Annotated in this window: 8 protein-coding genes, 2 tRNA genes and 1 riboswitch; of the genes, 9 read left to right on the forward strand and 1 reads right to left on the reverse strand. The window is 28.5% G+C overall.

Going from position 1 to position 13389, the window contains the following annotated elements; all coding sequences use genetic code 11:
- The first annotated feature begins 79 nt into the window (after positions 1 to 79).
- The 9 genes from AC07E4_RS12695 (at position 80) to prfB (ending at position 11666) form a co-directional block, all read left to right on the forward strand.
- Positions 80 to 154: transfer RNA gene (locus AC07E4_RS12695), tRNA-Thr, on the forward strand.
- A gap of 5 nt (positions 155 to 159) precedes the next feature.
- Positions 160 to 244, forward strand: a tRNA-Tyr gene (locus tag AC07E4_RS12700).
- A gap of 427 nt (positions 245 to 671) precedes the next feature.
- Positions 672 to 773, forward strand: a riboswitch (SAM riboswitch).
- 267 nt (positions 774 to 1040) lie between these two features.
- Positions 1041 to 2216 carry a methionine adenosyltransferase gene (gene metK / locus AC07E4_RS12705; RefSeq protein WP_040329700.1) on the forward strand — a complete coding sequence of 392 codons (1176 nt, stop codon included), beginning with the start codon at positions 1041 to 1043 and terminating at the stop codon, positions 2214 to 2216.
- Between the two features lie 311 nt (positions 2217 to 2527).
- Complete coding sequence (gene recD2 / locus AC07E4_RS12710; RefSeq protein ID WP_478216577.1) at positions 2528 to 4744, forward strand: SF1B family DNA helicase RecD2; 2217 nt, start codon at positions 2528 to 2530, stop codon at positions 4742 to 4744.
- Positions 4714 to 5751, forward strand: coding sequence for a hypothetical protein (locus AC07E4_RS12715; RefSeq protein WP_051540442.1), 1038 nt, complete (start codon positions 4714 to 4716; stop codon positions 5749 to 5751). Before recD2 ends, AC07E4_RS12715 begins: the two co-directional genes overlap by 31 nt.
- The gene (locus AC07E4_RS12720) at positions 5724 to 6395 is read left to right on the forward strand and encodes a ComF family protein (protein ID WP_478216578.1); all 672 of its coding nucleotides are present in this window, start codon (positions 5724 to 5726) and stop codon (positions 6393 to 6395) included. The genes AC07E4_RS12715 and AC07E4_RS12720 overlap by 28 nt, the downstream gene beginning before the upstream one ends.
- Before the next feature lie 500 nt (positions 6396 to 6895).
- The gene (gene hpf / locus AC07E4_RS12725; protein WP_040329704.1) at positions 6896 to 7423 is read left to right on the forward strand and encodes a ribosome hibernation-promoting factor, HPF/YfiA family; all 528 of its coding nucleotides are present in this window, start codon (positions 6896 to 6898) and stop codon (positions 7421 to 7423) included.
- 470 nt (positions 7424 to 7893) lie between these two features.
- Positions 7894 to 10395, forward strand: a complete 2502-nt coding sequence (gene secA, locus AC07E4_RS12730; RefSeq protein WP_478216579.1) for a preprotein translocase subunit SecA — start codon at positions 7894 to 7896, stop codon at positions 10393 to 10395.
- 166 nt (positions 10396 to 10561) lie between these two features.
- Positions 10562 to 11666, forward strand: a protein-coding gene (gene prfB, locus AC07E4_RS12735; protein ID WP_187372143.1) for a peptide chain release factor 2 whose coding sequence is annotated in 2 segments (ribosomal slippage) — positions 10562 to 10639 and positions 10641 to 11666 — 1104 coding nt in all. Because the reading frame shifts where the segments join, the coding sequence is not laid out codon by codon here.
- 47 nt (positions 11667 to 11713) lie between these two features.
- On the opposite strand, the gene AC07E4_RS12740 is transcribed toward prfB, so the two are convergent.
- On the reverse strand, positions 11714 to 13090 hold the full coding sequence (locus AC07E4_RS12740; protein WP_430830115.1) for a M28 family metallopeptidase: 1377 nt from the start codon (positions 13088 to 13090) through the stop codon (positions 11714 to 11716).
- Between the last annotated feature and the right edge of the window lie 299 nt (positions 13091 to 13389).

Genomic DNA, 13389 nt, shown 5'->3' on the forward strand with positions numbered 1-13389 from the left:
AGAGCATCTGCCTTACAAGCAGAGGGTCACAGGTTCGAACCCTGTTGTGACCACCATAAAACTTTAAAACTAAAAATATGCTGGCATGGCTCAACGGTAGAGCAGCTGACTTGTAATCAGCAGGTTGTAGGTTCGATTCCTATTGCCAGCTCCATAAATGGAGGAGTTCCCGAGTGGCCAAAGGGGGCAGACTGTAAATCTGTTACGTTTCGTTTCGATGGTTCGAATCCGTCCTCCTCCACCATATAAAACACCTTAGTGAAAATTAAGGTGTTTTTATTTTTGACTCATAATTTCAACCACTAAATCTATGATTGATATAAATATTACATAGGGAGTTAGTTGTCTAAGATAAAGTATATTTAAAAAAATCAAATTTTAATTATCAACCATAACTTTTCACTATTCACTTTTACTTCTTACTTGGTTCCAAACATGAGAATAGCAATAAACTGTAAATTTAGTTGCATTATTTGATAAATCTATCATTTTAAATTTTAGCTTGGAACAATATATATTGTTGATAAAATGATAGATTGTGGATAAATTCAAAAATTAATTTTCAATTTGTGGATAAATTTAATTAATGTTATTTACAATGTTTTCATAATATTCATGTTGACAATAAATTTACAAGGTGATAATATTACAATATAAATTTAATACTGTAACTCTTATCAAGAGAGGTGGAGGGAAAAAGGCCCTATGAAACCCGGCAACCGGTGCTAAGCACTAAGGTGCCAATTCCTGCAGAGTTTTCTGCAAGATAAGAAAGTGGATAATAGAAATTTTCACCTCTTCTTATCGAAGAGGTTTTTTTTATACATTATTGTGCAAAAGATAAGAAATCAGTAATAAATTCAAGTTTAAAATTATTGTGTGAAATATATTTATACATATGTGGCAATAATGCAACATATCTTGTATTCATTAAATAATAAAAAGATACACGTTAGAAACTAACAATTAACATATGAATACAAGCATAATTGATTTAAAACTATTAACAAATTTTAAGAGAGAGAAGGAAGGGAATAGTAATGAGAAGATTATTTACATCAGAATCAGTAACAGAAGGACATCCAGATAAAATATGCGATCAAATTTCAGATGCAGTATTAGATAGTATTTTAGAGAAAGACCCAAATGCTAGGGTTGCTTGTGAAACAGCAGTAACTACAGGTATGGTTTTAGTAATGGGAGAAATCAGTACTAATTGCTATGTTGATATTCCAAAAGTTGTTAGGAATACAATAAAAGAAATAGGATATACAAGAGCTAAATATGGTTTCGACTATAAAACTTGTTCAGTATTAACATCTATAGATGAACAATCACCAGATATAGCACAAGGTGTAGATGATTCAATAGAAAATAGAGGAACAGAGAAGACAGAAGTTGAAGCAGTAGGGGCTGGAGATCAAGGAATGATGTTTGGATTTGCATCAAAAGAAACTCCTGAATATATGCCACTTCCAATAGCTATGTCTCATAGATTAGCAAGAAGATTATCAGAAGTAAGAAAAGATGGTACATTAGAATATTTAAGACCAGACGGAAAGACACAGGTTACAGTTGAATATGAAGATGAAACACCAGTAAGAATAGATACAATAGTTATATCAACTCAACATTGTCCTGATGTAACACATGAGCAAATAACAAAGGATTTACAAGAGTTAGTAATAAAAGCTGTAGTTCCAGCAGAATTATTAGATGAAAATACTAAGTACTATATAAATCCAACAGGAAAATTTGTAATTGGAGGACCACAAGGAGATTCTGGTTTAACAGGAAGAAAAATAATAGTTGACACTTATGGCGGATATGGAAGACACGGTGGTGGAGCTTTCTCAGGAAAAGATTCAACAAAAGTTGACCGTTCAGGTGCTTATGCAGCAAGATGGGTAGCTAAAAATTTAGTTGCGGCTGGTGTTGCAGATAAACTAGAATTAGAAGTTGCTTATGCAATAGGAGTTGCAAATCCAGTTTCAATAGAAGTAGATACATTTGGAACTGAGAAAATATCAAATGAAAAGATTGTTGAAATAGTTAAAAAAGTATTTGATTTAAGACCGGGTGCAATAATAAAAGAATTAGATTTAAGAAGACCTATATACAGACAAACAGCTGCATATGGACACTTTGGAAGAAACGATCTAAATCTTCCTTGGGAACAATTAAATAAAGTAGATGAAATAAAGAAATACTTATAATAAAAAAGCATCTCAAAATAATTTATTATTTTGAGATGCTTTTTATATTCACTGTTCATTGTCAATTTAAAAAATGTACATTAAAATTCCTAATTTAAACATGAATAACTTAAGGTTCAAATGTAGATTTCTATATGTTTGTAACAAAGTTAAAATGGATAAGATATAATATAGAGGTGTACAGTACAAATATAAGATTAAAACAATAGTATGAGTTATAACTTGATTAAAGCATAATTTTAAAACTGAGTTTGCTAATATATATATGGTATAATATTTCAAAAGATTATTTTTTAGGAGAGAGATTTTTTATGGCTGATTTAACAGGGATATTAGAAGAAATAATATTTAAAAATGAAGAAAATGGATATACCATTGCACATATAAAAGAGGGTAGTAAAACACATACTATAGTTGGAATTATACCTTATGTTAAAGAAGGAAATAACTATAGTATAACTGGTGAATGGGTTGTTCATCATAAATTTGGTGAACAATTAAAAGTAGAATCTATAAGTGAAGTGTTGCCTACGAGCAAAATTGGTATAGAAAAATACTTGTGCAGTGGAGTTATTTCTGGTATTGGACCTGTTACTGCAAAGAAAATAGTAGATTTTTTTGGTGAGAGAACTTTAGAAATTTTAGATAAAGATATAGGAAGATTAAGAGAAATAAATGGAATTGGGAAAAAGAAAATAGATCTTATAATGAAGTCATACTCATCTCAAATAGAATTAAGGGATATAATGATATTCTTTCAGACTTATGGCGTTAGTGCAAATCAGTGTATGAAAATATATAAAAGGTTTGGAGCAAGTTCTATATCTATAGTAAAAGAAAATCCATATGTTTTAACTGAAGAGATTTCGGGAATAGGTTTTAAAATAGCAGATAGAATAGCTATGAAATTAGGTGTAGAGAAGAGTTCACTTTTTAGAGTTAAGAGTGGACTTAGATATATAATTAATGAATTTTGTTTGTTAGGAAACACATATATGCCATTAGATAAGCTTATAAATAAGTGTAAGGAGAATCTTGAAGTAGAAGAAGGAATAATAGATACGGCTATAAGAGAAAGTATTTTAGATGGAAAAATAAAAATTGAAAACATAGAAGATACCGAGTGCGTATTTACAATTCAATATGCTTATGCTGAGATGGGGGTAACGAAAAAATTAGTTCAATTATGCACTACTAGTTATGATGAATTAGAAATAGATTATAAAAATGAAATTAAAGAATTTGAAAATAATGAAGAAATAAAATTAGCGAAGTCTCAACGGGAAGCAATTGAAGGCGCTATGATGAATGGAATAGAGGTTATAACAGGAGGTCCGGGTACAGGTAAAACTACTATAATAAATTGTATAGTAAGTATATTTGAAAAATATGGAATGAAAGTTAATATGGCGGCACCAACAGGAAGGGCTGCTAAAAGAATGAGTGAAGCAACAGGAAGAGAAGCAAAGACTATTCATAGGCTTTTGGAAATGGGAGCTGGTGAAGAAGATGAAGAAATAGAGGAATTTAAAGATAAAAAGTTAGAATGTGATGTTTTAATTATAGATGAGGCATCAATGATAGATATAAATTTAATGAATACACTGATGAAGTCTATATTTATAGGAACTAGACTTATATTAGTTGGAGATGTGGATCAATTACCATCAGTAGGTCCCGGCAATGTATTAAGAGATATAATAGAGAGTGAAGTGGTTAAAACTGTAAGACTAAATGAGATATTTAGGCAAGGTAAAGAAAGTATGATAACAGTAAATGCTCACTTAATAAATGATGGTAAAATGCCTATTTTAAATTCTAAGGGAAGTGATTTTTACTTTTTAAAAGGTGAAAATAGACAAGGGACTTTAGAATTAATAATTTCTTTAATAAACACAAGGCTGCCTAAATTTAATAAATCATGGGATAAAATAAGGGATATTCAAATATTATCTCCTATGAAAAAAGGTGAAGTTGGAGTAGATAATTTGAATATTGAACTTCAGAAAATTTTAAATCCAAAATTAAAATCAAAGAAAGAAAAACAGATAAAAGATATAATATTTAGAGTTGGTGATAAGGTTATGCAAACTAAAAATAATTATAACCTTGCATGGACTAAAAAAGAAAGTACATTACTTACTGAAATTTCAGGAACAGGTATATTTAATGGTGATGTTGGATATGTAATAGATATAAATGATGATAAAAATACAGTTGTTGTAATGTTTGAAGATGATAAAACTGTTGAATATGAAGATATGTACTTAGACGAATTAACTTTAGCATATGCAGTGACAATTCATAAAAGTCAAGGAAGTGAATTTCCAGTAGTTATAATACCGATGTATATGGGGCCACCAATGCTTATGAATAGAAATCTTTTATATACAGGTGTGACTAGAGCAAAACAATTAGTGGTTTTAGTTGGGGAATTAAATGCAGTAGCATTTATGAAAGATAATGATAGAATATTTGAAAGGTATTCAGGTTTGAAATGGAGAATAAAAGAAATTTTTGGCACTTAATTAAAGAGAAAAAAATAACTAGAGGCAAGGAATCTGTAAGTAAAGATATTTTAGAAAATGTTAAGGAAAAAGTGGATAGAGTTAATATTGTGTCATATTTTTATAATACATCAATAATTTTTTTAGATTCAATTAAATATTGCATTGAAAATGGTAAAAGCGTTTTATATATTACTAATGAAAAACAAGATAGAATAGAAATATTAAAGTATTTAGAAAAAAAAAATTATATATATTTAGATGATAATGGCAAAGAAGTACGTGGAAAGCTTAATTTAGCAGATTACAATAGAAGTTTATACTTAGAGTACAAATATGACTTGGTTATATATGATGAACTTGGATATATGCCAAGTCAAAATGGAAGAAGTATCGAACTCATTTTATTGAAGCTAGTTAGTCAATTTGGTACAGCTATATCATACTCAGTAGAATCAGTTTTTGAAAAAGCAGACACTATATATTTTCCATATAATGAGAAAAACATTCCGCTAATAGAACCACGAGTAATAAGTACAAAAATAAATATGAAAAATGATTTACCATTAGTAGCATATGATTATTTGATTTGGTCAGTACAAAGTAATAAGAAAACTATAATATATGTTCCAGATAGCGTTAGGGTTATTAATGTGTATCGATATATTTATGAAATAAGAGATAAAATAATTACTGATATTTTTTATTATATAAATGGAAAAAAAGACAAAAGTTCTATAAAAAAATTTTTAGAATCTCAAAATGGAATAATAATAACTAATGATTATCATGAATCTTATGATGATGAGTTAGACAATTTAAATGTAATGGTATTTTTTGCGGATGATTATTTTTTTAATTACAAAAAACTTATCTACATAACAAGTAAAGTTGAAAGAATAAGATCTAACTTTAAAAAAGAAGTTATATTTTTATGTAAAGAAGAAACTAAGGATATAGAAAAAGCTAAATCCATAATGAGAAATTTAAATAAGAAAGGTTGGGAAGATGGATTTTTAAAACTTTAGAATTTATAATTAATAGTTTTTTGAATGTTGTTTATCCAAATGATGAAAAGTGCGTAGTTTGTGGATGTTATAGCACTAGGAATTTGTGCAGAAAATGTGAAAAAAATATAGAATTTTTAAATTCTTCTTTCAGCATTGAGCATAACAAGAATTTGTACAAATATTACTCAATAGCAACTCATAAAAAGGCAATGAGAGATATTGTTATAGCATTAAAATATAATAAAAATTTTAATGCAGCTAGTATAATTGCAGATTATATGGAAAAACTAATTTTAAATAAAAAACTTTCAATAGATGTAATCACTTTTGTGCCAATGGCAAAAAGAGATGAAAGTAGACGAGGTTTTAATCACTCAAAGGTTATAGCTGAATTTTTAGCAAGAAAATTAAATAAGCCTTGTGTTAGATTAATTAAAAAGAAAAGAATAACTAAAGATCAAATAGGGCTAAGTTCTAGTGAACGATGGAACAATATAAATGGTTCTTTTGTATATGAAAAAAAGGCTAAAAAGTATAATTCAATACTACTTGTTGATGATGTAATAACTACTGGTGCAACTGTAATTAATTGTGTAGATGAATTAAAAAAGTGTGAAATTAGAAAAATATATATCTTGACGGCAAGTAAAAGTATAGTGTAATATAAAACGGTAAGTTGTGTTTGTGGTTGAAAGTCGATGCCAGTCGCAGGCAAAACGATCCACGTAAGTTAAACAAAGTTTTAATGAGCATGGTGCGGCTTAGAAGTAAGTCCTGCCGCTTTATAAAGCGAGAGGGTTAGTAGTGAGAGGGTGAATCTGGGTAGCGAAAACTCCAGCAGGCGAGTGTGGGGTCAAAGACCAGGTCAAGCAACTTATAAAAAAACTCTATACGAAAGTATAGAGTTTTTTTATGCATAAAATTAACCCAACTATTATATTATAACATATAGGATGAAAAAAATCATTTCACAACTTTTATAGTAAAATTAAAAAAAAACATAGATAGAATGAAATAAACAAGAATGATTGTGCAAAACTTTCTAAATTTTAAGAAATATTAATTTGAAAATAGTCAATAATAACATTAAAATATAAATACAATAAACACTGCAAGTAAGCATTTAAAATGCTTTCCAGCTCTAGAAAGGGGTTGTACTATTATGAAAGTAAAATCAATAGGAAAAAACATAGAAATTACAACTGCATTAAAGGAGACAATTGAAAAAAAATTATCCAAATTAGATAAGTATTTTTCACAAGAGGTTCAGGCTACAGCAACATTTAGTGTTGAAAAAAATAATCATAGAGTAGAAGTTACTATCCCATTTAATGGAGTGACACTTAGAGCAGAGGAAAGAAAAGGAGATATGTATGTAGCTATAGATTTAGTGTTAGATAAATTAGAAGGTCAAATAAGAAAACAAAAAACTAAATTACAAAGAAGAGTTCAGAATTCAATAATTAATTTTAATAATATAGATGATAGTGAATATGAAGATGATAAGGAACCAAGGATTGTAAAAACAAAAAGATTTGCACCAAAGCCAATGTCAGAAGAAGAAGCTATACTACAAATGGAGTTGCTAGGACATGATTTCTTTGTTTACAAAGATGCTAGAACATCAGCAGTGAATGTTCTTTATAAAAGAAAAGATGGAAATTATGGTTTAATAGAACAAGAATTTTAAGATTTAAAATTTATATAAAATTAGAAAGTAGTGCTAAATTTAGCACTACTTTTAGTTTTGTATAAAACTTTAATGCAATTTAAAGTGTGTTTGTAAATATATTCTCGATAAAAACATATTAATATAAAAAAATGAAAAAAATACATGATAAAAACGAAGAATAAGGTAATTAAGTTTATATAATTTGAAAAGGCCTAATTTTGTCGATACATGGATATATATTAAGTTGAAGGAATATGAAATAAATGATATAATTTTAAAGTGCAAATTAAGATGAAAATAGAATGTTATCTTAATTTTAATAAAGAATTTACTAGAAGTTAATATAAAAGATAAAAACAAAAATATGTATTAAAAATTACAATAAAGCCTAATATGAGTTATATGAGAAGTTTGATATATAATTTTGTATAAAATGGAACAATTGAATTTTTAATATTTTATTTAGTATGAAAGAGTGAGGAAAAGGTATGAAACTTTTTGATAAAATTTTTGGAACATATAGTGATAGAGAAATAAAACGTATAATGCCTACAATAAAAAAAATAAATGAGTTAGAACCAACTGTAGAGCCATTAAGCGATGAAGAATTAAGAGGAAAAACAGAAGAGTTTAAATTAAGATTAAAAAATGGAGAAACATTAGAGCAAATATTACCAGAAGCTGCTGCAGTAGTTAGAGAAGCATCAAAAAGAGTTTTAGGAATGAGACATTATGATGTTCAACTTATTGGTGGAATTATACTTCATCAAGGAAGAATTGCTGAAATGAAAACAGGAGAAGGGAAAACATTAGTTGCAACACTTCCTGCTTATTTAAATGCGTTAACAGGAGAAGGTGTTCACGTAATCACTGTTAATGACTATCTTGCTAAAAGAGATAGAGATGAGATGGGAAGAGTACATGAGTTTTTAGGACTTACAGTTGGAGTTATTGTACATGGACAAAGCCAAGCTGAGAAACAAGAACAATACAATGCAGATATAACATATGGAACAAACAATGAATTTGGATTTGATTACCTAAGAGATAACATGGTTATTTATAAAGAAGAAAAAGTTCAAAGACAATTACACTATGTTATTGTGGATGAGGTTGACTCAATATTAATAGATGAAGCTAGAACACCACTTATAATATCTGGAGAGGGAGAAAAATCTACAGAGTTTTATAAGGTTGCAGATTTCTTTGTAAAATCATTATTAGAGGAAGATTATACAATAGATGAAAAAGCAAACTCAGTTATGTTAACTGATGCAGGTGTTGAAAAAGCAGAGAAATATTTCCATGTTGAGAATTATGCAGACCAAGAAAATATGACAATACAACACCATGTTGTTCAAGCGTTAAAAGCAAATTACATGATGAAAAATGAAAAAGACTATATAGTAAAAGATGGCGAAGTTGTTATAGTTGATGAGTTTACAGGAAGACTTATGGAAGGTAGAAGATATAGTGATGGACTTCACCAAGCTATAGAAGCTAAAGAAAATGTAAAAGTAGAAAAAGAATCTAAAACTTTAGCAACAATTACATTCCAAAATTACTTTAGAATGTACAAAAAGTTAGCAGGTATGACTGGTACAGCTTTAACAGAGGAAGAGGAATTTAGAGAAATATATGGACTAGATGTTATTGTAATTCCAACTAATAAACCAGTTCAAAGAATGGATAAACCAGATGCGGTATATAAAACAGTATCAGGAAAGTATAATGCAATAGTTGAAGATATAAAAGAAACTCACGAAAAGGGTCAACCAGTATTAGTTGGTACAGTAAGTATAGAAAAGTCAGAAATACTTTCTTATATGCTTAAGAAAAAAGGAGTGCCACACCAAGTATTAAATGCGAAATATCATGAAAAAGAAGCGGAAATAGTTGCAGGTGCTGGACAAAAAGGCGTAGTAACTATAGCGACTAACATGGCTGGACGTGGTACTGATATAAAACTTGGTGAAGGTGTAGTTGATTTAGGCGGATTAAAAATAATAGGTACTGAAAGACATGAATCTAGACGTATAGATAATCAGCTTAGAGGTCGTGCTGGTCGTCAAGGAGATCCAGGAGAATCAAGATTCTATATATCATTAGAAGATGATTTAATGAGAATATTCGGTTCAGAGAGATTAGCTTCAGTAGTTGAAAAACTTGGATTAACTGACGAAGATGCAATTGAAAGCAAAATGGTAAGTAATGCCATTGAAAGTGCTCAAAAGAAAGTTGAAGGAAACAACTTTGATGTTAGAAAAAATGTTGTTAAATATGATGACGTTATGAATAAACAAAGAGAAATTATATACTCTCAAAGAGAAAGAGTTTTAACTGGTGAAGACTTAAAAGAACAAGTAAAAGGTATGATTCAAGATGTGATAGAAAGTACTGTTAATGCTCATATTAGTGGAGTAGACGATACTTTCGATGAAGAACTTAGAAAACTTATAGCATACATGGAGGAATTATTTGTAGAAAAAGGAACATTTACATTTGAAGATTTAGAGAAAGATTCAAATGAACAAATAATATCTAAATATGTAGAGTATGCAAATAAAGAATATGACGAAAAAGAAGAAGCATTTGGATCAGAACAAATGAGAGAAATAGAAAGAGTTGTTCTTCTAAAAGTAGTTGACTCTAAATGGATGGATCACATAGATGATATGGATCACTTAAAACAAGGTATAGGTCTAAGAGCTTATAAACAACAAGATCCAGCTCAAGCTTATCAAATGGAAGGTAGTGACATGTTTGATGAAATGATAGCAAACATTAAAGTTGAAACTGTTAAATACTTATTCCATGTAAGAATAGAGAAAGCTCCAGAAAGAGAAAGAGTAGCAAAGGTTACAGCTACAAATGATAGTAGTGAAGAAGCTAATCAACCAGTAAGAAAAAAAGCAGAACCAAATAGAAATGATCCTTGTCCATGTGGCTCAGGTCATAAATATAAAAACTGCTGTGGTAGAGGAAAATAAATTTAAAATATATGTGATAATAGATAATAGATATGGATATTAATTTATATTTATTATCTATTATTTATATACAAATAGGAATAAACTGTAATCCAAAAATCGTTATTTAATAAATAGATTATTTGGAATTTGAACTTGGAACCCTATAGAAAGAAGGTATAGTACAGTGATAATACAATTAGAAGAAGCATTAAACTCAGTAAATTCACTTAAACAAAATTTATTAGAAGTGAAGGTGTCTCTTTGACATCCCTAGTATGGAGTTAAAATTAAGTGAGTTAGAAATGAAGATGCAAGAAGTTAATTTTTGGGATGATATAAATAAAGCTCAAGAAATAACTCAAGAAGCTAAGGGCATTTCTGATAGAATAAATAAAATAAAAGAGGTTAGTGATAGAATTGAGGATATACAAGTTTTAATAGAACTTAGTATAGAAGAAGATAGCAATGAAAGTATAAGAGAAATAAAAAAAGAAGTTAAAGATTTAGAAGAGATAATAAATAAATTTAAAATAGAAATTCTTTTGTGTGGCGAATATGATAAAAATAATGCCATATTAGCATTACATACAGGTGTAGGTGGGAATGATGCACAAGATTGGACTGAAATGCTATATAGAATGTATTCTAGATACTGTGAGAGCAAAGGGTTTAAATTAGAAGTTATAGAGTATATACCAGCAGATGAAGCTGGTATAAAGGGTGTTACATTAAAGGTAAGTGGTGAATATGCGTATGGATATTTAAAAGCTGAAAAAGGTGTTCATAGATTAGTTAGAATTTCACCATATAATTCAAATGGAAAGAGACAAACGTCTTTTGCTGGGTGTGAAGTTTTACCAGAACTTACAGAAAGCCAGGATATAGATATAAAATCAGATGATTTAAAAATTGACACTTATAGATCTAGTGGTGCTGGAGGACAACATGTAAACAAAACAGAATCAGCCATTAGAATAACTCATATTCCAACAGGAATAGTAGTTCAATGCCAAAATCAAAGAAGTCAGCATACAAATAAAGATTATGCAATGAAAATGCTTAAATCAAAACTTGTAGATTTAAAAGAACAGGCGCATAAGGAAAAAATAGAAGATTTAGCTGGTGAAGTAAAAGACAATGGTTGGGGAAGTCAAATACGTTCATATGTATTTCATCCATATAACCTTGTTAAAGATCATAGAACAGGTATAGAAACAGCCAATATAAATGCTGTTATGGATGGCGAGATTGATGAATTTATAACAGGATATTTAAATACTTTAAAATAGATGAAAATAAAGGTCGTAAAATAAATTTTACGACCTTTTTTCTATAATTAAGAAACCTTTTTTTTGTTATTTTTAATTATAAGAACAATGAAAAGAGTTGATGATAAACCTCCAGCAATAAGGAAAAATAATGAGTATTCAGAAAAAATATTTTTAGTATAATATTTATTATTAATTTCCTCAGATATTATAGCAAATGTTCTATCAATAGATTTGGTATCTATGAAATCTATTGTGTCCAATGGTTTGTGTATTCTTACATCGTCATTATCACAAAATGTTACAGCGTCAATATTATGTTGCCTAAATGGATCATGATCACTTAGAGGAGCAAATTCATAATTAAAGTATGCTTTTTGTTTTTCTGCTATTTTGCTAAGGCTTTTTATAGGTTCAGTATTCTTTGTATCGCCATCACTACCTACTAAGCGAAGTTCAATATTATTGGATCCACCAATCATATCAAAGTTGTAAACTGTGCTATCTTTAAATTTATCTGCATATTTGTCTGCAAAAGCTTTTGAACCTAAAAGACCTGAATCTTCACCATTAAATGCAACAAATAAAATATCGCGATTAGGTGTTCCGAGAGATTTTACATACTTAGAAAATTCCATAAGAAAGCCAGTTCCAGAGGCATTATCAAGTGCACCATTATAAATATTTCCTAAAGAATCAGTGCCAACATGGTCTAAATGACAAGAGAATATTACAGGGCTTTTTGAAGAATCTTTTCCTTTAATATATCCAACTATATTGTTAACAGTTGTATTTTCAGGTTCAAAGGGAATATGAATATATGCTGATGCTCCATTATCAAGATCGGTTTTTAATTTTTTAAACATTTCAAGTGATACTGAAATACACAAATCATATTTAAAATCTTTACAATAAGAATATCTGGAATCTATAGTATTATGAGCAATGATTAGTACTAGTGAATTATTTTTGCTTATAACAAAACTAAATTCTTTAGATTCAATTATATCTTTAGATGTAAAAGTTAATTCATTTATATCATAATTAGAACCATTATCCATATAGTCTGTTCCATATATTAAATCCAAGTTATTATTATCTTTAGTGATTGTAAATTTAGGTTTAAAATCTAGAAGTTTAGGATACTCCATATCAAAAGGATTTTCATATGAACCATCAAACTGTTCTAATCCTAATGACTTAAAGTGATTTTCAACATAATCACAAGCTTTTTTATTACCGTCTGTTCCAGGAAGGCGACCTTCTAATTCATCAGAAGATAAGTATTTAGTGTATTCTTTAGCTACATCAGAGCTAAATTTATATATGTTATTATGTTTATGAAAATAATAAATAGATAAAAACGTAACGAAAATGCAAAAACATAGTAGTAATATATAAATTACATTTTTGAAATGCGCTTTTTTTGATAAGGTTGTATTCATTTTTAAAATTCCCCCCCTATAAAATAAATTTTAATCAATATATTATAAGTGTATTTATTTATGTAGTATAATATTAAATAAATTTTAATTAATTGTTTGAAAGAGTGCCTTATGATAAAATTATATTGGAAAGTAAAGGAAAGACATGAGCTTGTATAGTTAAATAAGATTTAATTTTATCATGATTGGAAAATATATAATTATGAAAAGTTATAACTCAGCTATAGTATTAATTAATAGATTAACTATTAAACAACTATTAAATTAATGTTAAATAATACATGAGAAACAAAATGGAG

The organism is Clostridium amazonense, assembly GCF_056431285.1.

Excerpts from the sequence above, each read along its gene's own strand:
- metK (WP_040329700.1), top strand. The coding sequence starts at position 1,041 with ATGAGAAGATTATTTACATCAGAATCAGTAACAGAAGGACATCCAGAT.
- recD2 (WP_478216577.1), top strand. The coding sequence starts at position 2,528 with ATGGCTGATTTAACAGGGATATTAGAAGAAATAATATTTAAAAATGAA.
- AC07E4_RS12715 (WP_051540442.1), top strand. The coding sequence starts at position 4,714 with ATGGAGAATAAAAGAAATTTTTGGCACTTAATTAAAGAGAAAAAAATA.
- hpf (WP_040329704.1), top strand. The coding sequence starts at position 6,896 with ATGAAAGTAAAATCAATAGGAAAAAACATAGAAATTACAACTGCATTA.
- secA (WP_478216579.1), top strand. The coding sequence starts at position 7,894 with ATGAAACTTTTTGATAAAATTTTTGGAACATATAGTGATAGAGAAATA.
- AC07E4_RS12740 (WP_430830115.1), bottom strand. The coding sequence starts at position 13,090 with ATGAATACAACCTTATCAAAAAAAGCGCATTTCAAAAATGTAATTTAT.